Below are 20,223 nucleotides of genomic sequence, written 5' to 3' on the forward strand. Positions count from 1 at the left end.
TTTCACCGCTACACGTGGAATTCCACTCTCCTCTTCTGCACTCAAGCTCCCCAGTTTCCAGTGCGACCCGAAGTTGAGCCTCGGGTTTAAACACCAGACTTAAAGAGCCGCCTGCGCGCGCTTTACGCCCAATAATTCCGGACAACGCTTGCCCCCTACGTATTACCGCGGCTGCTGGCACGTAGTTAGCCGGGGCTTTCTTCTCAGGTACCGTCACCCCAGGAGCAGTTACTCTCCTAAGCGTTCTTCCCTGGCAACAGAGCTTTACGATCCGAAAACCTTCATCACTCACGCGGCGTTGCTCCGTCAGACTTGCGTCCATTGCGGAAGATTCCCTACTGCTGCCTCCCGTAGGAGTCTGGGCCGTGTCTCAGTCCCAGTGTGGCCGTTCACCCTCTCAGGTCGGCTACGCATCGTCGCCTTGGTGAGCCGTTACCTCACCAACTAGCTAATGCGCCGTAGGCCCATCCTCAAGTGGCAGATTGCTCCGCCTTTTATTATTCCGCCATGCAGCGAAATAAATTATCCGGTATTAGCCACCGTTTCCGGTAGTTATCCCAGTCTTCAGGGCAGGTTGCCTACGTATTACTCACCCGTCCGCCGCTAAGTTTTTAAAGTGCAAGCACCTTAAAAACTCCGCTCGACTTGCATGTATTAGGCACGCCGCCAGCGTTCGTCCTGAGCCAGGATCAAACTCTCCAATAAATTGAAAGAGCGATTAGCTCATTATAGAAAAACTGACGAGAATTTTACTTCTCTTTGATCTTGCTAATGCAAGATCGGTTTAACTCACTCGTTGTTCAGTTTTCAAAGATCAACTTCGTTTCCGCTGTTCAAACTCGCTCTCAGCGGCGACTCTTATAATATATCATGTTGTCCTATATTTCGTCAAGAACTTTTTTTTAATTTTCTTTAAACGACTTTTTAAAACAACATTTGTTTCATGCCCTTACGAAAGGGGCGATTAATAACTTACCATAGATTATAGTTGGACGTCAACCTTATTTCAAAAAAAATTTCAAGTTATTAAATTTATGCTCTTTCACTAAGGTGACATGTATTTTCGAGAGTCCATCTTCTTTCGAAAATAGGATGCACTTTACTCGGTTATTTATCCGTCTACTTTTTCATATATAAACGAAAACGGCTCCCCTTCCTTACAGAAAGCAGCCGTTTGTTCTAGTACATTTATTCTGCACAGTATCGAATATGTTCACAACCATACAATACTGTTTCTTTCCAAACAGGTACCTCTTTAACCAAAGAACAATAAACAAGTTTGCGAAGAATAAGCGGTAACTCGCTGCTAACAGATTCAAGATCCGGATGCTGCATCAACTCCTGAACCGTCCATGGTGTTCGCCTGCTCCGTAATATTCGAAGAAGGATAGATGAACAATCGGCTATTTTTGAAACCATAGAAAACTCACAAGCGAGCAAAACAAGTTCAATTCTCTGATCAAGCGTCTCCGTGCTGACTGTTAATTCTTCGTACAGCTTACGTACAGGAGTGTTTAAACCTGTAATCTGCTCCCATACCGCAGCCTCCGGATGAATTCCTCTTTCAATCAGCTCAATCTCAGCCCAGTGATACAACCCGCCGAGAATACTCTGATAGGCATCCATTATTCGCCCATTCTTCATATGTATTTTGGCATCCATATATTTCTGAAGAAAACGGGCAAAGCCTATAAGAAGCAGATGGTCCCTTCTCAAACCGGAAAAGCGTAAAAAGTCACGCTTTAAAACAGCTAGCTGTTCATTCGTGTCACTAATGATTTCTCCTTCGAGAATACATTTTAGAAACACATGATTTTGCCCTGTCAGAAGTTTTCTCTGCAATTTATCGATTCCAACACTAAGCACCTGACACTGTTCTCCCTGCAAAATAGTATGCCTGACTGCAGGTTCGTCGACGTCGTCTTTATAAACAACAACGATACTGATATCAAAATCATGAACCAGCGAACCGTGAAACGTATTCTCCGAGTTACGATAAGCTATTGCTCCTACTGCTTCCTCGTCAACCGAATTGCTATAAAAAAAAGAAAAGTTGGTCAGTTCCACGATTCCCTCCATACATTCCTTGGCTAATTTGGGTCAATTCAGTTATAATGTAATTCTACATGTCCATGTAAGTTCCTTCTTTTAAAAAAACAATATTTAAACGACGGGAGCACTTAATCTATGATTTTTAAAACCGCAAAGATTAACGCTTTTCGCACCTGGGGTTTATTGCTGACTATGATCGGAATGGGACTTATGGTCCTGGGAACAGCCGGGGTCGTGTTTTGGGGGCAGGCCGGCAAAGTGGTTGCTGGTATAGGACTTGTACTTGGTCTGATAGCGATGATGGGCAGCCTTGCCATTTATTTTTGGGCAGGTATGCTTTCAACAAGTGCCGTACAAATCCAATGTCCGGAATGCACGAAACAAACAAAAATGCTCGGTAAAACCGATCGCTGCATGTTTTGCAGAACCATACTTACACAGGACCCTAACATCGCAAATATAACAGCCGACGAGCTTGAAGCTCAGCATGCTGCAGCGAAATCACCTGATCCAGCCGATACAACGGTGTAACGTAAAATAAAATCTGATCAGCAGTGAACTGGTTGCGGCACCGCTGTGACACAAAGCTGATAAAGAAAACAGAGATGCTCATACATGAATCGTCTTATAATAACCCAAGCGTAAACGGTTTTGCCGTCTTTGACGGGCACAGCTTAAGTTTCGCGAAAGAAATCTAAGAAAGTATAGGATGATGCCAATCCTATACTTTCTTAGATTTAACAAAGAACCGGCTCCTCATTGGATGAGCCGGTTCTTTTATATTCTTTTCATTTATAATTTTAATTATGAATTTCGCTTAAAACTTCCCATGCTTTTGGGACAGCAAAACTTCGGTTCCATGACGCAATCCCGCCAAGCTGTAATGATTTCGCCAAATCAACCCGCGCTTTAAGTGAGGTCTCGTCCTCGATCCAAATCTTTTTTAATGTTTTTCCTTCTTTATATTCAACATAATTTTGCCCGCTGGCCTCATCGAACGAAGGTTTCAGCTTTTTCTCCTTGATCAAACGCTGAGCCTTGTCCATGCCGACAGCTGTCGAAGATACCTCGCCCCCTCCGTTCTCGCCCTCTTCTGTCCATATCCGTGTATATAACGGAACGCCGAGAATCAGCTTAGATGGCGGCACATCATCTTCTTCGATGATTCGTCTTATTGTACCTTCTGCCCAAGGCAGTGAAGAAACCGATCCCGCTTTCGGACTGGATGCCCAGTGCTCGTCATATGACATGACGATCATATAATCAACGGCCTGTGCAAGCTCGCGGCGATCCAGAAAGGCCGACCACATTTCACTGTTTGATTTTGGAGTAACGTCAATCGATATAATAAGTCCTTTAGCATGTGCGAGAGGCTTCAGCTCCCTCATAAACTGAACCAGGTTTTCTTTATCTTTTGTATATACATTTTCAAAGTCGATGTTGATTCCATCCAACTTGTACTTCTCTGCATAATATAGCATCTGATCAATAACCCGGGATCTGCTGTCATATCTGGCCAAAAATGATGTCGTGACATCCGGATCAAAACTGTTGCTCAACAGCCCCCAAACTTCCATTTGCTGACCATGAGCCCATGTCACATATTCAGCATCGGCTTTCGATGTCACTTTTCCGTTTCCATCTACAACATCGAACCAGGTTGGACTGACAACATTCACCCCCGGAAGCTTGCCGATCGTTTTCGGATCAGGTTTTTTGGAGTAAACAGCTTCCCATACCAAATTAACAGGCTTACCGCTCCACTCTTTTTCCGCTCTTGAAGCAGGAACCGATAGTTCCGGAATTTTTTTCTTGGTGCTCGTCTCGATTTCCTTTGCTTTTACATAACCTGTATAACCATTGTCTGTCTGAGCAAAATACCATCCCTGCTCTTGTCCCCATAACCGGATTCGCTCCCCTTCAGGCAGATCCATGAGGATGGGAGCTTTAATCGTGGGACTTTCCCGCAGAGCAACGGTTTGTCCACTCTTGTCCGGCCGCGCTTTGGCAAAAGTAATCTCATCACCGGCATTCATAAGAATAACCGCGCCTGTCGTTGCATCCTGGTGTACAGCTATACCATAAGTTTGTTTAAGAGGAGCAATTGGAACATATACCACTCCGTCCAATTGTTCAGGAGCTTCGGGAAAAGAAACCGCTTTGCCATTCTTCTCCCCCTCCTTACTATCGAGCTTCATTTGTACAACGGACGAATCCGTCGTTAAAATAACAGATTTCGTTGCCTCTTCATACCGTATATGCGAATCAACCGCTTCCTGCAGTACAGGCACAGGCAGCTTCAAATCCTTTCCCGAACCTATAGCCGAATAATCCATCAAATGACCTTCGACAAAAATAGGCTGTTTTATACCGCGCCAATCCGGTTCAGTATAGCTCGAATTCGGAAGGTATTCGGCCACTGCCCACCAAACTCCGGCCACGATCAGAATGATCCCCAAAAATATAGACTTCTTTCCACTGCGACGCCTCCTGCGCCTCCTTCTTGTTACCAATGAATGCTCCCTCCAATGCTCTTTCCAAGCTGTCCCCATTAACAACAAAAACGTGTGGAATCTGTCATTCCGCACGTTTTATTGAGAACAGATATTTATTTGCAGGACTTGCAAATTCCATACAGTTCCATCCGAAGTCCATTAACCTGGAATCCCGTGCTCTTCTCCGCCTGATGTTCTACATCCGCTAAAGAAGGATAACTGAAATCCTCAATCTTGCCGCATTTTTCGCAAATCACATGATAATGGTCAGAAACATTGGCATCAAATCGGCTAGAGTTATCGCCATAGGTAAGTTCACGTACCATGCCCGCTTCGATAAACATTTTTAAGTTGTTGTATACAGTAGCTACGCTCATGCTTGGAAATTTCGGTTCCAAAGCACGATATATATCATCAGCCGTTGGATGAGCCATCGATTCCACTAAATAGGCTAAAATCGCATGACGTTGCGGTGTAATGCGGACACCAGAAGTTTTCAGTTGTTCCAGTGCATGCTGAACGGACGTTCCCATGTTGTCCACCGCCTTAAGTTAAAATAGAATTACTTTAAAATAGATATCTTTTTTTTATTGTACGGCTACCTTCTTAATTTTGTCAATCCGAAAGAGGCGTCATTCCTCGTTCAAACTTCTCATTTTCTATTGGAGGGTCAATATTATAGATATTAAGGTCACTGGTTCCTTCAATTTTTATACTGTATTCACCGGTGCCAGCCATACCTTTAATTGTCTTTTGATCCACACTTAGATGAGGGAGTTCCGTCTGAATGCTGCCGTAGCTGACACCCCCCTCTAATTGATAATCCCCTTCCGCAGGAAGGCCTAGATTGATCACGCCAACGGCACTATAAACATTCCAGTTCCCGCCGAGGACCCCAGTTTGAACATTAATGCTGCCATTAAGTGATTCAGCCGTCAGCTTATCTTCAGCATCATATACTGTAATATTCCCGTTTCTGGTCTTCACATCCACTTCATCTTCAAACCTTTTGAGGATCATGTTACCTACTTGTGTCGTAAAAAAGCCGCTTCCCGAAACGTCATATGCCTCCACATTTCCACGGTTGGTAGACAGTTTGACATCACCGGTAACCCCTCGCACATGAATGTCACCATTTAATGTTTTCCCGCTGACGTCACCATAGACACGGCTGAGTGTTAGTCCACCGTTACCGCTCTCCAACGTGATGCTATCGATCGCCTCTACATTCAGCAAGGACACATCACCGTTCATTGTTCTTATATCCAGATTAAACCGCCGATCATCCGGTATGGCAATTTCCAAGTTCATTTTTGGCTGTCTTTTTCCGGATTCACCGTATGCCTTTCCCTTGGCCCGAATAACGATGGTATCCCCTTCGTCCGCTTCAACCGTTGACATCTCAGCTATTGCTTCAGCCATCCCCTTCTCCTCTTGATCGACCCAAACCACCGTATCGACAACGATTTGATCCACATCCGATCGGTATATCGTGATGTCTCCATTCAGGTGATCCACGATGATCTTACCGGTTTCAAGTTCGACTGGAATCTCCAGCGTCTCTTTCCGAAACCTGTTATCTGCCGCCTCACTATAATCAACTCCAGCAGCTGTCAGATTGAGACTGACACGATTCCACAGATGCAAGAAATGTTCCTGCTGCGTTACCAGAAATACTGAAGCCACGAGACAGACAGATAGAATCACTCCGCTAAAATCCGGGCGGAACCGAAAACTCCCCCGTCGTCCTTGAAGACGTGCAAGCAAATACCGCAACAGATATTCAACACCCCATATGATAAACAGCAAAGGCCACCATTTCAGTATTAAAAAAATATGATTCGTTTCATTCCATTCATCGAAGAGCAAAAGGGCACCTGTAATAATAAGCAGCAAGGCAGCTGTATATCGGCCAACTCTGATTTTGTGCTTCATCACTTCCCCCCTTACTCCATAAAACGAGCGCATGGTAGTTCAACCACTATAATATTTTACGGTCTTTACGAATGCGTATCAGCTCTTTGATCGCTGCCCCAGTACCGCCCACCATAAGCAGCAAAGCAACCATCATCGTGCCGTAATCACGCAGTCCTGTTTGCAGCCATTGCGGCTTTTGATGGAACAGAATCAACAGGATTCCACCGCCAACGAGCATCAGGCCAAACGAAAGTCCCCGCTCTTTACGAAATGGATTCCCTCCGCCTTTCGCTTCTTCTTGACGATGAGCCGATAGCACCACTGCCTCTTCACGGCGGCGACGGGACAGTATATATTCCGCTGCCTGGAGAACATCATAAACATTGTAGAAGTATCCCAAGGGTATCAGCAGCGCTAACAGTATGATAAGCGGGACATTAATCTGCATGCCAATAGAAGAAAAGTATAGAAGTGCCGATACATCGAGCATCAGCAACATAATGAACGTAATACCTTTACGATATAATCCAAGATAGATATGTCCCATGCCCGGAAGGAGTGCAGCAAGCAGCAAAGCGGACAGCTTCCGCTTTCTTCGCACCAATCCTGTATTTTTTCTATCCGACTTCTTCATGTTTATGGGAGATTGGTGTTCTGGCGTACTCATGAGATCTTCTCTCCTTTTTCGCTCATCAGCCATCTTTCTTTTTCTTGATAGTACCCTAATTTCGGGTCAGGAGTAACTGTAAAAAAACGGGATGCCTATGAAAAGCATATTCTATGTATTTAAAAAAACGCCACTGCCGTTGTTATCCGGGGTGACGTTTCTCCATATTTATTCCACGCTCACCAATGTTACTTCACCCATATGCTGAACCTGCTTCGTCAGTTCAACAGGGTCAAACTTTCGGTCCGTCAGCACTTGTAGCTGGATCTCCACACCTGGAAAAGCCGGTTGAAGTTCACCGTATGGTACAGCGCTTCTTTCATTCACAATTAACTTCTTGATCGTAAAACCTTCAGCAGTCAACATAGCAGATAACCCATCGAGCAGTCCCGGTGCATTCGCTGCATGTATCGTAATCAGGTGCAGTTTACTACCACGAATATAACGCTCCTCCAGTTTATTAAATACGACCAGATTAAGTAAAATAAGAAGCGTTGTTACGACAGCCGCAAAATAAAAGCCTGCTCCTATAGCTAACCCTATAGCGCCAACCACCCAAATCGATGCCGCTGTAGTCAGACCAGTGATCGACTTGCCGGTGAACAAAATCGTTCCCGCTCCGAGAAAGCCGATGCCCGTTATGACTGCTGTAGCCAAACGTGCCGGATCAATTCGAACATTCGTCTCCGCCACAAAGTCTGAAAAACCATAGATCGAGAGAAGCATGATGAGTGCTGAGCCAAGACATACCAAAATATGTGTCCGAAGTCCCGCCGCATGATTGGAACGTTCACGCTCCCAGCCAATTACCCCTCCCATTAACATCGAAAGCAATAAACGCAGCAAAATATTTAAATGATCGATAGCCCAAGGATCACCCAATTACGATACCTCCTTTATCCTGATGTTACTTCTCTTCTTAACTGAAGTTAGAAGCTTCACTTCAATTGCAAATGGAACTCTGTCAGCTCGACCCCTGGTGCAACCTCAAAAGCACCTTTCCGCTGAAATCCGAACCTCTCGTACAGCGAAACCGCCGGGGTATTCTTCGTGCCGGTCATCACAATAAAGAGTGGAGTATCACGGTACGTGTCCAGTACATGCTGAATTAAGCCTCTGGCAATCCCTTTCCGAAAATGGTTCGGATGCACCATCATTCTGGAAATGGTCACCTGTTCTTGTTCAACTTCAACTGCGATGACACCGATCAACTCTCCCTCCTCCGTTATATAACCATAAAAAAACTCGCCTGATGAAGAAATGCTTTCAAATGTGTCCTGCAAGGGAGGCAGCTCTTTAAATCCAATTAATGCTGCCTCAATGGGGTAAGCCATATGCTGCAATGCCCATATTTGCTGAACGATGTCACGCTGCTCCAATGATAAAGAATGAATCATTTTCTAGCCTCCTGCAGTACCCCCGTCCTTATTCATTTCGGCAGTACTCTATGTATAGTCCAGTCGCTGATAAAACATAACACCCATGCAGCATGGTTTGTTTGCGTGCTCGGCCAACTCTCAGCATACAACATAAATGAGAAAAAAGAACTCGCCTGATAACAGACAAGCTCCTTTTTCACATTAAGCCTCAGCTGTTCAGTATTTCAACCAACAGCTTATTAACAAGCGCCGGGTTCGCCTTACCCTTGCTCTCCTTCATAACCTGACCAACGAGAAAACCGATCGCCTTCTGCTTGCCGGCCTTATAATCCTCTACGGACTGCGGGTTCGAGGCAACCACCTGCTCAACGATGGCTTTGATAGCACCCTCGTCGCTAATCTGTACAAGCCCTTGTTCTTCGACGATCTGCTTAGGAAGCTTCCCAGTCTCAATCATCGCTTTAAATACCGTCTTTGCGATCTTGCTGCTGATCGTCCCTTTCTCGATCAAGCCGATCATTTCACCAAGACCTTGCCCGGTGATCTTCACGTCTGTCAGTTCAAGGTTGCTCGCATTCAGGTAACCCATCAGTTCACCCATAATCCAGTTGGAAACAGCTTTTGCATCCTTTGTATAATTCAGGCTGTCCTCAAAAAGATCAGCCATCGCTTTGGAAGAGGTAATGACGCCTGCATCATAATCTGGCAGGCCATATTCCGATGTATACCGGGCCTTGCGAGCATCCGGCAATTCCGGAATCGACCCACGAATCTCTTCCTTCCACTCTTCGCTGATGTGAACAGTAACCAGATCCGGATCAGGGAAGTAACGATAATCATGTGCCTCTTCCTTGCCGCGCATCGACAGCGTTTTACCTTGCGCTTCATCCCAGCGGCGAGTCTCCTGAGCGATAACCCCGCCTTCATCAAGGATCTCAGCCTGACGATATTGTTCATATTCCAATCCGCGCTGAACACCGCGGAATGAGTTCATGTTTTTCAGCTCGGCCTTTGTGCCCAGCTCCTTCTGTCCCCAAGGGCGCAGACTGATATTGGCATCACAGCGCAGCGAGCCCTCTTCCATTTTCACATCGGATACATCGCAGTACTGCATGATGGCACGCAGTTTTTCAAGATAGGCTTTTGCTTCCTCCGGCGATGCGATCTCCGGTTCAGAAACGATCTCTACCAGAGGTGTTCCCACCCGGTTGAAGTCAACAAGTGATGCATAGCCTCCGTCGACATGCGTCAGCTTTCCTGCATCCTCCTCCAAATGAAGACGTGTGATGCCGATCCGTTTTGTTTTGCCATTCACTTCAATATCAATCCAGCCATTCAAGCCGATAGGCTGATCGTACTGCGAAATTTGATAAGCTTTGGGTGAATCCGGGTAAAAATAGTTTTTACGGTCAAACTTGCTGACATCCCCGATCGTACAGTTCAGTGCCATCGCCGCTTTCATAGCATATTCGACAGCCTGTCGGTTAAGTACCGGCAGCACTCCGGGATGTCCCAGACAGATCGGGCAAGTATGCGTGTTGGGTGGAGCGCCAAACTCTGTGGAACAACCGCAAAAGATTTTGGAATTCGTATGCAGTTCCACGTGTACTTCAAGCCCGATTACCGTTTCATATTTCGATGTAGACATGTTTTATTTCCCTCCTTCTCTGCCGTCACTTTACAACGCAGGCCGCTGCTTGTGGTGTTCTGTATTTTGTTCATAGGCATGGGCTACACGCAGTACAGTCGACTCGTCAAACGCCTTGCCAATCACCTGCATACCTACAGGCATTCCTCCTGAAAAACCACACGGCACACTAATAGCCGGAACGCCAGCGAGGCTGACCGGAATGGTCAAAATATCATTTAAATACATCGTAAGCGGATCATCGACTTGTGCACCCAGTTTAAACGCGGTTGTAGGCGCGGTCGGTCCGATAACAACGTCATATTTTTCAAATACTTTGTCAAAATCCTGTTTAATCAAAGTGCGGGCTTTTTGGGCTTTTAAATAATAGGCATCGTAGTAGCCTGAGCTCAGCGCATAGGTTCCGAGCATAATCCGGCGCTTCACTTCATCTCCAAAGCCCTGGCTTCGGGATTCATGATACAGCTCAAGCAAATTGCCGGTTTCCACACGCTGTCCGTAGCGAACCCCATCAAAACGAGCCAGGTTCGAAGAAGCCTCTGACGAAGCCAGCAAGTAATAAGCAGCCACAGCGTATTCTGTGTGAGGTAAGGAAACCTCCTCCCAAACAGCGCCCAATCCCTCAAGAACCTTAAGCGCGTTCAGAATGGATTCCTTCACTTCAGAATCAACGCCCTCGCCCAAATATTCCTTCGGCACGGCGATCCGCAGGCCAGAAACATCACCGGTCAGAGCGCTTGTATAATCCGGAATGTCTACCTTGGCTGAGGTTGAATCCATCGAGTCATATCCTGCGATCGACTGAAGCACGTAAGCAGCATCTTCAACATTTTTCGTTAAAGGCCCGATCTGATCAAGTGATGAGGCAAAAGCCACCAGACCAAATCTCGACACCAAACCGTATGTCGGCTTCAAGCCAACAACACCGCAATAGGAAGCAGGTTGACGAATCGATCCGCCGGTATCGGACCCGAGTGTAAAGTAAGCTTCACCTGCAGCAACCGCAGCAGCAGAACCACCGCTGGAACCTCCAGGAACATACTCCAGATTCCACGGATTGCGAACCGGATAAAAACTTGAATTCTCGTTGGAGCCGCCCATGGCGAACTCGTCCATGTTCAGCTTGCCGATCGTAACGGTATCCGCTTCACGGAGTTTGTTGATCACCGTTGCATCATATACCGGTTCGAAGTTGGACAGAAACTGGCTGGCGCAGGTTGTGCGAAGCCCTTCGGTTACGATGTTATCCTTAATGCCAGCAGGCAAACCAAACAAGCGGCCGCGAGCTTCTCCGGAAACCAGCTTGTCGTCCAATCGCTTAGCAGAAGCGCGAGCCCCTTCCTCGTCCAGGGTAATATAAGCCTTTATCCGGTCTTCACGTTGCTGAATATTCTGAAATGCCTGATCCACCATATCGCTGACCGAAATTTCCTTCTCTTTTAGCTTGCTATGTATTTCCGATAATTTATAATCAAACAGACTCAAGTTGAACATCCTCCCTTCAGGTTCTATTCCAATACCGCCGGTACTTTAAACTGTCCCTCTTCCTCATCCGGCGCATTGAGCAGTACCTTCTCAATTGGCAGGCTTTCACGGACCTTGTCCTCACGCATTACATTGTGCAAGTGCAAAACATGTGTCGTCGGCTCAACGCCATCGGTATCCAATTCATTCAACTTTTCGGCATATTGTAAAATCGCGTTCAGCTGACCGGTAAACATCTCCTCTTCCTCCGGCGTCAAATTTAAACGAGCCAGCTTGGCCACATGCTGAACGTCTTTCGGTGTAATACTCATGTCATTCACTCCTTTTTCTTCCCCTTTCAAATTAAAGGGATAAAGTCTCCGGGATAACTTTTCTCATTATATTGTAGAAGCATGGACAATTCAATCATCGGGGCGATTCCAAAAAAGAGCCGGCCCCTAGGCCGACTCTCTTAAATCCAAGCTCGAAGATTAACTTGTTTGATAAAATCCGCCTGCGACAAATTTTCCGCGGTTTCTTCTTCCTCTTCGGCAGATTCCAACTCACCGTTCAACACTTGAAAAAACAGCTTCTCATTATATGTCGACAGGGCGAAATCGATGAGCGCTTCACGCTCGACCCGCTCAGCTTCCTGCTTCAACACGACGGATTCCAGTTCAATATCAGCAGCTGGAACGAAAAAATTACGGTTGAGAGACGGAATGCGAATTACGTAATCGAACGCATTATCCGGATTCCGGTCATAAGCAATAATATAGGCGTGATGACCGATCGGAAGATTCTGCTCAAAGGTATCTTCGACGACTGTAACCTTTTCCCCTAAACGCAGCATCGTCTACCTCCTGAGATGTCATTCTTTTATCTCATTAGTCTACTAAAAAGCGATAGAAAAGTCCATGTTCTTATAAAAGATTATATAAATCAATAGACTCAGAAAGGTATGGTCGATTCGTCCCGCATCAAAAAAATAACCGTCACTCGCCAGGGAGAATATTTCTTCTGAGCAGCGAAGAGGCAAAAGCTACAGACAGCACCATGATCACAAGGGCGATGATTGCAGGTCCATAAGCGGCCTCCGTTCCTCCCGCAAGCCAATCGGCTGCAAAGCTTCGAAGACGATCAGGACTCCATTGCGTATAGGAAGGAAACAATCCGGACAAGAGCGATAAAAGCGCCGCTGTCCCCAAGCTGATAAATGCAGTAGCCGGCCCTTTGAATATAGCGCCAAGAGGAAGAACGAGGCCCAGTACCCAACCAAGCCACAGTGCATAAATTCCGCCTGAGGCTGCAACAGCACTCCAATCCAGTGGTCCGATCAGCTCGGCAGTGTAATAAGCCGATCCCGCTAAACCAAGCCCAAAGGAAGTGACCAGAAGCGTCATCAGTGCCCCCCATTTAGCGGTGATAATCAGCGCTGGAGATATGGAACGTGCAAGCAGCAGCTCACCGGTCCCCGAAGTTCGTTCTCCAGCCACAGTATTCATGCCTGCCAAAACAAGCACCAACAGACCGACCATACTGTACTGACCAAGCGTCTGTGCCACAACTTCGCTTGATGACGGCGTCTGAAATAAAGCCAAAGCTTCCTCCGGTACATTGCCCGACAGCGAAAGGATCTCAGGCAAATAATAAACAGATATCGGCTGGGTTATGCCGATCAGCAGAAATACGATAGGAACCCAAATGAATTTATAACTTCGAGTATGCTCAAGCATCTCTTTCCTGTAACATATCCATAACCCTCTCACCCGCTCACCACCTTCATGAACATATCCTCTAGTGATGACGTTCCCGCCTCAAAGCGCACAAGCGGAATATCCTGCTCTGATATTTCCTTCATTAATTGCTTTCTGGCTATCGTTATATCGTTAACGGTCAACTTTGCCGAATCTCTTCCGATCTCCGCATCCGCCACAAAAGACTTTGCTGCAAGAGATTTTAGCCACTCTGCTCCTTTTCCTGCAGATTCAACAGCAATATGAAGGACCGGCTGACGGTATTTGGTGCGCAGATCATCAAGCGTCCCTTGCTCCGCAATAAGACCATCCACCATGAACAGCATCTCATCACATATTTCTTCAGCATCATGCAGGACATGCGTAGAAAACAAAATCGTTATGTTGTCCCCTTTCAAATCACGAATCATATCCATTACTTCCCTGCGGCCCAGCGGATCAAGAGCCGAGACCGGCTCATCGAGCAAGAGTAGTTCCGGCTCGTGAACGAGAGCTTGTGCAAGTCCAAGACGCTGCTTCATCCCACCGGAATAACCTGAAATCCTTCGCTTGGCAGCATCTTTCAGACCAACCTGCTCGAGAACCTTTTCCGTCCGCTCACCCGCCTTGCGTCCATCGAGACCGGAGATATCAGCACTGAATCTAATGTACTCTCTTCCCGTCATCCATCCATAAAATTTAGGGTGTTGCGGTAAATAACCGATCCGGTTACGCCAGCTATCTCCTCGCTGAAACCCGGCATATTCCATCAAACCGCCGCTTTCCTTCAGAAGTCCGGCCAACATCCGGAGTGTCGTCGTCTTTCCCGCTCCATTCGGGCCAAGAAGCGCCGTACAGGAGCCTTTTTTGACTTGGAAAGATACTCCCTTTACCGGAGAAATGCTTCCAAAGCTTTTTTTTAAATCCCGGACTTCCAACAAGCTAACACTCATGTATGCTTCCTCCCGATAACAAAATACGCAACACTTCCGAATATATTAATGATCAGTATAATAAACACCCACATTAACTTGCTTCCTTTAATATCTTGCGGCTCCGCTTTATACAGTGAGATGAGTGCGGTGACCGCAAGAATAATTTGGAGTGCAATGAGCGGCCATATCAATCCCCAGTTGATATCCACGGAAATCCCCCTCCTTTTATTATTCAATCATGTGATTTTGTATTCTTTCGTCTTGGCCTGATGACGATAAGCCAGTAAAGGAGAAGCGGAAGCGGCATCGTTGTCGAGCCCCATATCCCCCAAAACCAGGACATTTTCCCCAAACCGCGCTTCTTCGAATCGATAAAAAGCCATACGCCTTGGCAAAGAACAAGAATGGTCATTCCAACGAGTACCCAAACAGGCGTCGTCTCGATCGGATTAGTCATGAGAATCCCTGCTTTCTGGAGAGCGAAGTGATAGCGTGAGGATGACAGCTCCGACCAGCATACTGCCGCCATGAACGATCCACAGCATAACAGGTTGAAGCCACGCTGCCAAAAAGACGGCACTTACGATAAACACAGCAACCAATAGAAAAATAAACAGCTCATTTCTCCATCTCCGTTTCTGATTCGCCAGTGTATGAACAGCCAATTTATGAAAATCATCGAGCGGCGGTGCAGGCTTCTCAAAAGCAGAGTCGATCTGACTTAGCTCCGCCTTCAGACTTGCAATCAATTGTTCATTTTGCTCATTTGATCTTTCAGACATCCATCTTCATCTCCTTTCGCAATGATTTGATCCCGTAAGCGGTTCGCGACTTTACCGTTCCTGCAGGGACACCAAGCATACTTCCTATCTCCTCATAGCTGTAACCGTAATAATGCTTCAATAAAATAGCGATTCGGTGCTCCTCCGATAGACGAGATAATGCTTCCATCAGATCACTCCATTCTTCGTTGCGGCTTTCAAGCTGCCAGCGCATATTGCGAATGCCCTGCTTGCGTTCATTCTGAAGCCATTGTTGTTCCCGTTTCTTACGCCTGATTCTATCCATGTAAATACGCGTAGCAATCGTGATCATCCATGAGGAAAAAGAAGATGTGCCATTGTAACGCCCTATATTCTCCATGCATCGGATCACCGTATCCTGTGCTATATCCTCAGCTGTGGATGGATTCATGGTGACTTTAAGCAAATATTTGTATAAAAAGGAATAATGTCGCTGAAATAGCTGCGCCATAGCTTTAGTGTCACCTGTTGTCGCTTGGCGAATCACTTCTTCCTCTGTACCTTTCATACGAGCTTGTTCACCTCTTTCGCATTCTATAGATAATACGATTTGCTCGCTGTAATCGTTCAATGCGTTATGAGCTAAAAATTTTCATCCAGAAACTGATGATTTCAATGATGCTTTTCGTTTCCATATCTATCAAATGATCATAGAAATCGAAATATAACATGTATTTTAAATATAAATGAAAACAGACCACCCAAAGAGAAAAAATTCCTCTGGATGGTCTTCCGTTTCGTTGTCGAATAAACATTTCAACAATTTCAAAACTATTTTCGGGACTGCCCCGATAGCTGTATGTATTTCACTTATTGTATCGATATTCGTTCAATCGATCATGCCATGGCTGAGTCCCCGCTTTATTTCCTTTCAATAATCTGTGCCACACGACAGATGGTGTCGATTGATCGTCAGGACTTTTCACAGCTGCACGTTCAATGTCGACATCTCTCACAGCATTGTTCCTGACAAACTGCAGCAACCTGCTATTCTTCATTCCGAAGTCCCCCTAATATAGACCACACCGCACAAATGGCCCCGAAAATAAAAAGAACGCAAACCGGGATTAATATTCCACAGTCTGCGTGCTTCGCAAAGGTAACATTTAATTAACAGTATTGTATCAATCTTGTCCTGCCTTGTCTAGTCTATTTTCTCGAATTTTGTCGCAGGAAAATTCATCTAACATCAATAGACGTACGGATTTTGTTGTTTCTCCATACCAATTGTCGTTTTGGGTCCATGGCCCGGATACACGATCGTTTCATCGGAAAAAGTAAATAGCGTATTCTGAATGGAATTCAGCAGGTCCTGTTCTCTGCCGCCAGGCAGGTCTGTGCGGCCAACACCCATTCGGAACAAAACATCACCGGAAAACAAGTGGTTTTCATACAGAAAACTACAGCTTCCCGGGGAATGACCTGGCGTATGATACACGGTAAACGTAAGACCGATCAAATTCAGCTTTTGTCCAGCTGCCAGATCATATTCTGCCGGTTCTGTTGCTAGCGGCGGACATACGCTTGGCCATCTTAATGAACCGTTAAGCTTCGGACTGCCAAGCCAGTCCTTTTCCAAGTCATGAAGATAAACCGGACAGCCCTTCAGCTTCCGTATCTCCTCCACTCCTCCCATGTGGTCAAAATGAGCATGTGTCAACAAAATCGCTTCAATTTCTAGATTTTCAATTCGCCGGATGAGCGGCTCCGGATTCATACCCGGATCAATAATCACTGCTTTTCCTTCCTCTGCGCCGGTTAAGAGATAAGCGTTCGTCTCCAGAGGCCCCAAGCTGAACGTTTCAATATTCAACATATTTCGTTAAAACCCTGAAATCAGCTCACGCAGCTCGGATATAATCACCGCGTGAACTTCATTTCCTTCCCCATAAGCTTTGATGATCTCTTGACGAACAGCTCCCAGCTTCTCTTCGTAGTCCGGCGCTTCCCGGTCACTGTTCTCTTCCTTGAACTCTATCATAAACCGCTGTACATGCTTCGGCCGAGGGCCCCATTGACCGAGTATATGTCCTCCGGTATCTGTAAAAATGACAATCGGAATGGATCGGCCACCCATCGTAAGGAATTGATCCATCACATCCAGATGCTGTTCCATAATGAGCACTTCTGTCTCTATGCCAGCCGTCTCAAGTGCCCGGAAAACTACCGGCACGTTCCGAACGACATCACCGCACCAATCGGCTGCAAGTATAAGTACACGCAGATCATCCCGGAAATTCAGGCTTTCAAAAAATTCCCGGTCCTCTTCATTGCTCCAGGAAAACTGATCATACCCTGCCTGAAAATCTTCTTTGTTCTTTTCCATGCCATCCATAAACTGTTTTGGCGAAATACCGCTGCCAAATTTATGGGCAAGATTAACTGCCATCTGGTTATAACCTCCCTTTTTTGGATTGAAACCATTTTATCACAAAATAAATAATCATTAATGACAATGCGCCAAGCAGCAGCTCACGTACATAAGGGGAAGCTTTCTCATCGATCAGTTCCCATCGGTCGCCCAATAAGAGACCCATATATAAAAATAGCGCAGTCCATGGAATCACGGCAAGTGTTGTCAGAAAAGTAAAACGCCAAACATTCATTTTGGAAATGCCAGCCGGAATCGATATCGCATGTCGAACGACAGGAACAAAGCGTGCTGAAAATATAACGCCCGTACCATACTTTTGAAACCATTCTTCAGCATAATCGATATGCTTCTTCTTGATCAATATATATTTCCCGTATTTTTCCAGAACAGGCCTTCCGCCATAGCGCCCAATCCAATAAACAAACAGCTGGGCAACGACTCCTCCGATTGTACCGAATATCATCGCCCCGAAAAAGTTGATTTCTCCGATTGAAATGAGGAACCCGCCATAGGCGAGTACAATTTCGCTCGGAATGACTTCCATCATCAATCCAAGCATAATGCCGAAATAACCGAGACTTTGAATCCAGTCAAACAACTGCCCAACCACATCATAAACAAGCTCCAACATCCGTCCCCCCGCTTCTATATCATCTTAATAAAGCCTATTCTGATGAAGCGCTGGACATGCGTTCGAATGTTCGCCCAATTGGACTAACGGTTGTGACTTTCGCCCGGAATTTTACATATGGTGGAGTAAAAGGAGTGAGCTATCATGCATACACCATACAACAGCAAGACCGGAAACCGTCCTCCAACTCCACGAGGGATCAGGCGTGCTTGCAGCAAGGAATTATACCGCACGACAAAGCGGCTAAAACAATATATTTCGCCAGAGCTGATAAAACAAGGGGAGGATCTCTATTACCGAAAGGTCATCGGCAACCTGATCTGGATTCATGAAAACCGTAGTAATAAAAAGCTTCTATGCGACTGGTGGGAAAAAGACGTATGTCCCGAGCTTGCCGAGCTGTGGCAAATACCAGAAAAACCGCTGGCTTCCGCTTTCAGAGATGCGTTTGGCGGTTAACCGGCGACCTAAAGGGTTAAAAGCTTACCAGCCCTGCTGCTCTTTATAAGGGCAAAGAAGACATTTCTTCTTGTAATGTAGTGTTAGGTATAAGAAATACAGGTACACTTATGGCGTTTTGATAAGCGTCGAGATGGATCTTTTCAATCCTTTGCTTCAAATCTCTTGCGACCCGCTCCGCTTGAGGGCTCATTCTGAAGTCTCTGTCATTTCTGGCAAAAGGATTTTCCGTTACCGCTTTGGCCGTTTGGTGATAGGCGTCATAAGCATTAATAGCGGAATAAGCTGTAGTTAAAGCGGATTCGCTTCTTCCTAAAGCCCATTCGTTTCTGGCTAAACGAACCAGGGAAAGAATCGCTTGTGTCTGCTTCCCTGTATGGTAACGATCTTTTTCTACGCTGATTTGGTACCAGATCGCAGCCTGTTCAGCGTTCCCGCTCAAAGCATGCAGTTCAGCCATCCCCCATATCAATGCCGGGTGTCCCGGTGAGCGGACGAGGCCCCGCTTCAGCACCTCAGCCGCCTCCATAGGGGGCAGCTGCTCTGCAAGAAGCAATGCTGTTTCCGGGGAAGCTGGGTTCCAGCGTATCGAGGACTCAAGCAGCTGCTTGCGCTTCCCTTCGTCCACGGTGAAGATCGCCTGTTCGAAATAACGGTCTCCGAGCCAATAGGATGAAACCAAAGCTGTCCAAACGGTTAGACAGGCCACCCCGGTAATAAATAAAATCCGGCGGCCGAGCCAAGTCATTCGAACGGTGAAACCCTGATCAAAAACGCATGCAGAAAATCTTGTCCTGATGCCTTTCATCACTCGGGAAGAAACCCGTACGGCTAAGGGATGGCCAGGTTTGTTGAGTGCTGCCCGGGCGGTTCCCATCGCTGCCAGCCAAAGCATAAGCAGCCACACCAGTCCGTAGCTCCAGTCAAAATCGATGATGCTGTGAATGAGCAGAACGGAAAAAGCGGGCAGCAAAGACGGACAGGCGGATTTTAACCGGATCGCGGTCAGGAAAAGGGAGAGCAGCACGATAAGCAAACCGATGGCTCCGATATTCAGGAGCAGATCCATATACCCGCTATGCACTTCAGCCCCGACATATGGCTGTGATTGAATGGAGCGGTAGGACATCCGCCATGTGTCTCCCCCATGTCCAAGCCAAGGTGCCGACATGAACAAGCCCCATGCATCGTGATACATGAGCTGGCGCGCGCTCATCGTTTCTGCTTCGCCTGCAAGCCGGACACCAGCACGTGACAGGACGGCTGCACAGGCGATGATATAAAGCGCCGCGGACAGAATGAGAACGATTCGCGGGCGATAGCCTTTGGCAGGCAGCGCATCTGAGGCGGCGCCGGGCGCATTACCTTGAGAGCTCCCGTCACCCGTATGCTCCACCAGCTTGCCCCGGACGGGGCCTGGAGATGAGCTTTCAGCCGCAACGGGAGCAAATTTCCGCGGGCCCAAGCCACCTGCTGAAAGCCCGCGGCACAACAGCAGGCCGGCGAGCACGCTGCCGGCCCAAAGCCCGGCCAGCCACAGCAGGCCGGGCAGCACCGCCGGAGCCAGCTGGACATCAGCCAGCTGGCGATAGAGCAGTGCCGCGCCTGCAGTCGGCGCGGCACTTGCCGCCAAGAGCGGCGCTGCCCGGCGCCGCTCTTGGGC

General features: G+C 46.9%; 24 protein-coding genes and 1 rRNA gene (1 of these 25 only partly in view). 2 read left to right on the forward strand and 23 right to left on the reverse strand.

Going from position 1 to position 20,223, the window contains the following annotated elements; all coding sequences use genetic code 11:
- Together C8268_RS06660 and C8268_RS06665 are read right to left on the reverse strand one after the other, a co-directional pair.
- Positions 1–705, reverse strand: a 16S ribosomal RNA gene (locus C8268_RS06660) (it extends 850 nt beyond the left edge of the window).
- A gap of 483 nt (positions 706–1,188) precedes the next feature.
- Positions 1,189–2,067 carry a nucleotidyltransferase-like protein gene (locus C8268_RS06665; RefSeq protein ID WP_106766946.1) on the reverse strand — a complete coding sequence of 293 codons (879 nt, stop codon included), beginning with the start codon at positions 2,065–2,067 and terminating at the stop codon, positions 1,189–1,191.
- 120 nt (positions 2,068–2,187) lie between these two features.
- Here C8268_RS06665 and C8268_RS06670 point away from each other — a divergent pair, with 120 nt between their 5' ends.
- Complete coding sequence (locus C8268_RS06670) at positions 2,188–2,583, forward strand: YgzB family protein (RefSeq protein WP_106766947.1); 396 nt, start codon at positions 2,188–2,190, stop codon at positions 2,581–2,583.
- A gap of 269 nt (positions 2,584–2,852) precedes the next feature.
- Here C8268_RS06670 and C8268_RS06675 read toward each other — a convergent pair whose 3' ends face one another.
- From C8268_RS06675 to uptA, 20 genes are all read right to left on the reverse strand, one after another.
- Positions 2,853–4,604 (reverse strand): glycosyl hydrolase family 18 protein, encoded by a 1,752-nt coding sequence (locus C8268_RS06675; protein WP_106766948.1) that lies wholly within the window; start codon positions 4,602–4,604, stop codon positions 2,853–2,855.
- A 56-nt stretch (positions 4,605–4,660) separates the two neighbouring features.
- Positions 4,661–5,080 carry a peroxide-responsive transcriptional repressor PerR gene (gene perR / locus C8268_RS06680; protein ID WP_106766949.1) on the reverse strand — a complete coding sequence of 140 codons (420 nt, stop codon included), beginning with the start codon at positions 5,078–5,080 and terminating at the stop codon, positions 4,661–4,663.
- A gap of 82 nt (positions 5,081–5,162) precedes the next feature.
- A complete protein-coding gene (locus C8268_RS06685) occupies positions 5,163–6,482 on the reverse strand; it encodes a DUF4097 family beta strand repeat-containing protein (protein WP_106766950.1) in 1,320 nt (439 codons plus the stop codon).
- Positions 6,483–6,528: 46 nt separating this feature from the next.
- Positions 6,529–7,131 (reverse strand): hypothetical protein, encoded by a 603-nt coding sequence (locus tag C8268_RS06690; protein ID WP_234032684.1) that lies wholly within the window; start codon positions 7,129–7,131, stop codon positions 6,529–6,531.
- A gap of 168 nt (positions 7,132–7,299) precedes the next feature.
- Positions 7,300–8,013, reverse strand: a complete 714-nt coding sequence (locus C8268_RS06695) for an MgtC/SapB family protein (protein ID WP_106766952.1) — start codon at positions 8,011–8,013, stop codon at positions 7,300–7,302.
- A 56-nt stretch (positions 8,014–8,069) separates the two neighbouring features.
- Positions 8,070–8,528, reverse strand: a complete 459-nt coding sequence (locus tag C8268_RS06700; RefSeq protein ID WP_106766953.1) for a GNAT family N-acetyltransferase — start codon at positions 8,526–8,528, stop codon at positions 8,070–8,072.
- Between the two features lie 190 nt (positions 8,529–8,718).
- Positions 8,719–10,158: an Asp-tRNA(Asn)/Glu-tRNA(Gln) amidotransferase subunit GatB gene (gene gatB, locus C8268_RS06705; protein ID WP_106766954.1), complete on the reverse strand. Its 1,440-nt coding sequence runs from the start codon at positions 10,156–10,158 to the stop codon at positions 8,719–8,721.
- Positions 10,159–10,188: 30 nt separating this feature from the next.
- A complete protein-coding gene (gene gatA / locus C8268_RS06710; RefSeq protein WP_106766955.1) occupies positions 10,189–11,643 on the reverse strand; it encodes an Asp-tRNA(Asn)/Glu-tRNA(Gln) amidotransferase subunit GatA in 1,455 nt (484 codons plus the stop codon).
- A 23-nt stretch (positions 11,644–11,666) separates the two neighbouring features.
- Positions 11,667–11,954: an Asp-tRNA(Asn)/Glu-tRNA(Gln) amidotransferase subunit GatC gene (gene gatC, locus C8268_RS06715; RefSeq protein WP_106766956.1), complete on the reverse strand. Its 288-nt coding sequence runs from the start codon at positions 11,952–11,954 to the stop codon at positions 11,667–11,669.
- A gap of 140 nt (positions 11,955–12,094) precedes the next feature.
- Positions 12,095–12,475, reverse strand: coding sequence for an ATPase (locus C8268_RS06720; RefSeq protein WP_106766957.1), 381 nt, complete (start codon positions 12,473–12,475; stop codon positions 12,095–12,097).
- Positions 12,476–12,617: 142 nt separating this feature from the next.
- Positions 12,618–13,391 (reverse strand): ABC transporter permease, encoded by a 774-nt coding sequence (locus C8268_RS06725; protein WP_106766958.1) that lies wholly within the window; start codon positions 13,389–13,391, stop codon positions 12,618–12,620.
- Complete coding sequence (locus C8268_RS06730; RefSeq protein ID WP_106766959.1) at positions 13,388–14,311, reverse strand: ABC transporter ATP-binding protein; 924 nt, start codon at positions 14,309–14,311, stop codon at positions 13,388–13,390. Before C8268_RS06730 ends, C8268_RS06725 begins: the two co-directional genes overlap by 4 nt.
- Positions 14,308–14,502 (reverse strand): PLDc N-terminal domain-containing protein, encoded by a 195-nt coding sequence (locus C8268_RS06735; RefSeq protein ID WP_106766960.1) that lies wholly within the window; start codon positions 14,500–14,502, stop codon positions 14,308–14,310. The genes C8268_RS06730 and C8268_RS06735 overlap by 4 nt, the downstream gene beginning before the upstream one ends.
- 23 nt (positions 14,503–14,525) lie before the next feature.
- Positions 14,526–14,750 carry a hypothetical protein gene (locus tag C8268_RS06740; RefSeq protein ID WP_106766961.1) on the reverse strand — a complete coding sequence of 75 codons (225 nt, stop codon included), beginning with the start codon at positions 14,748–14,750 and terminating at the stop codon, positions 14,526–14,528.
- A complete protein-coding gene (locus C8268_RS06745; protein ID WP_106766962.1) occupies positions 14,743–15,075 on the reverse strand; it encodes a YxlC family protein in 333 nt (110 codons plus the stop codon). Before C8268_RS06745 ends, C8268_RS06740 begins: the two co-directional genes overlap by 8 nt.
- Entirely contained in the window at positions 15,068–15,604 is a 537-nt protein-coding gene (sigY, locus tag C8268_RS06750; RefSeq protein ID WP_106766963.1) for an RNA polymerase sigma factor SigY, read from the reverse strand. The genes C8268_RS06745 and sigY overlap by 8 nt, the downstream gene beginning before the upstream one ends.
- A 298-nt stretch (positions 15,605–15,902) precedes the next feature.
- Positions 15,903–16,094, reverse strand: coding sequence for a hypothetical protein (locus C8268_RS06755; protein WP_106766964.1), 192 nt, complete (start codon positions 16,092–16,094; stop codon positions 15,903–15,905).
- Between the two features lie 191 nt (positions 16,095–16,285).
- Positions 16,286–16,912: an MBL fold metallo-hydrolase gene (locus C8268_RS06760; protein ID WP_106766965.1), complete on the reverse strand. Its 627-nt coding sequence runs from the start codon at positions 16,910–16,912 to the stop codon at positions 16,286–16,288.
- Between the two features lie 6 nt (positions 16,913–16,918).
- Complete coding sequence (locus tag C8268_RS06765; RefSeq protein WP_106766966.1) at positions 16,919–17,485, reverse strand: thioredoxin family protein; 567 nt, start codon at positions 17,483–17,485, stop codon at positions 16,919–16,921.
- 4 nt (positions 17,486–17,489) lie between these two features.
- A complete protein-coding gene (gene uptA, locus C8268_RS06770) occupies positions 17,490–18,098 on the reverse strand; it encodes an undecaprenyl phosphate transporter UptA (RefSeq protein WP_106769862.1) in 609 nt (202 codons plus the stop codon).
- Positions 18,099–18,245: 147 nt separating this feature from the next.
- Here uptA and C8268_RS06775 point away from each other — a divergent pair, with 147 nt between their 5' ends.
- A complete protein-coding gene (locus C8268_RS06775) occupies positions 18,246–18,560 on the forward strand; it encodes a hypothetical protein (protein ID WP_106766967.1) in 315 nt (104 codons plus the stop codon).
- Positions 18,561–18,603: 43 nt separating this feature from the next.
- Here C8268_RS06775 and C8268_RS06780 read toward each other — a convergent pair.
- The coding region (locus tag C8268_RS06780) for an O-antigen ligase family protein (RefSeq protein WP_199794819.1) at positions 18,604–20,223 on the reverse strand (1,620 nt) is incomplete at its 5' end.

Origin of the sequence: Paenibacillus faecalis, assembly GCF_900289175.1 — a bacterium.
In the GTDB taxonomy this organism is placed as follows: domain Bacteria; phylum Bacillota; class Bacilli; order Paenibacillales; family Paenibacillaceae; genus Paenibacillus_AQ; species Paenibacillus_AQ faecalis.

What these genes read in the sequence shown, in the direction of transcription:
- C8268_RS06765 (WP_106766966.1), bottom strand. Translation starts at nt 17,485, where the DNA reads ATGGCAGTTAATCTTGCCCATAAATTTGGCAGCGGTATTTCGCCAAAA.
- C8268_RS06670 (WP_106766947.1), top strand. Translation starts at nt 2,188, where the DNA reads ATGATTTTTAAAACCGCAAAGATTAACGCTTTTCGCACCTGGGGTTTA.
- C8268_RS06775 (WP_106766967.1), top strand. Translation starts at nt 18,246, where the DNA reads ATGCATACACCATACAACAGCAAGACCGGAAACCGTCCTCCAACTCCA.
- gatC (WP_106766956.1), bottom strand. Translation starts at nt 11,954, where the DNA reads ATGAGTATTACACCGAAAGACGTTCAGCATGTGGCCAAGCTGGCTCGT.
- C8268_RS06720 (WP_106766957.1), bottom strand. Translation starts at nt 12,475, where the DNA reads ATGCTGCGTTTAGGGGAAAAGGTTACAGTCGTCGAAGATACCTTTGAG.
- gatB (WP_106766954.1), bottom strand. Translation starts at nt 10,158, where the DNA reads ATGTCTACATCGAAATATGAAACGGTAATCGGGCTTGAAGTACACGTG.
- C8268_RS06690 (WP_234032684.1), bottom strand. Translation starts at nt 7,131, where the DNA reads ATGAGTACGCCAGAACACCAATCTCCCATAAACATGAAGAAGTCGGAT.
- C8268_RS06675 (WP_106766948.1), bottom strand. Translation starts at nt 4,604, where the DNA reads ATGGGGACAGCTTGGAAAGAGCATTGGAGGGAGCATTCATTGGTAACA.
- C8268_RS06745 (WP_106766962.1), bottom strand. Translation starts at nt 15,075, where the DNA reads ATGTCTGAAAGATCAAATGAGCAAAATGAACAATTGATTGCAAGTCTG.
- C8268_RS06700 (WP_106766953.1), bottom strand. Translation starts at nt 8,528, where the DNA reads ATGATTCATTCTTTATCATTGGAGCAGCGTGACATCGTTCAGCAAATA.
- C8268_RS06755 (WP_106766964.1), bottom strand. Translation starts at nt 16,094, where the DNA reads ATGAAGAATAGCAGGTTGCTGCAGTTTGTCAGGAACAATGCTGTGAGA.
- sigY (WP_106766963.1), bottom strand. Translation starts at nt 15,604, where the DNA reads ATGAAAGGTACAGAGGAAGAAGTGATTCGCCAAGCGACAACAGGTGAC.
- C8268_RS06730 (WP_106766959.1), bottom strand. Translation starts at nt 14,311, where the DNA reads ATGAGTGTTAGCTTGTTGGAAGTCCGGGATTTAAAAAAAAGCTTTGGA.
- perR (WP_106766949.1), bottom strand. Translation starts at nt 5,080, where the DNA reads ATGGGAACGTCCGTTCAGCATGCACTGGAACAACTGAAAACTTCTGGT.
- C8268_RS06740 (WP_106766961.1), bottom strand. Translation starts at nt 14,750, where the DNA reads ATGACTAATCCGATCGAGACGACGCCTGTTTGGGTACTCGTTGGAATG.
- C8268_RS06685 (WP_106766950.1), bottom strand. Translation starts at nt 6,482, where the DNA reads ATGAAGCACAAAATCAGAGTTGGCCGATATACAGCTGCCTTGCTGCTT.
- C8268_RS06760 (WP_106766965.1), bottom strand. Translation starts at nt 16,912, where the DNA reads ATGTTGAATATTGAAACGTTCAGCTTGGGGCCTCTGGAGACGAACGCT.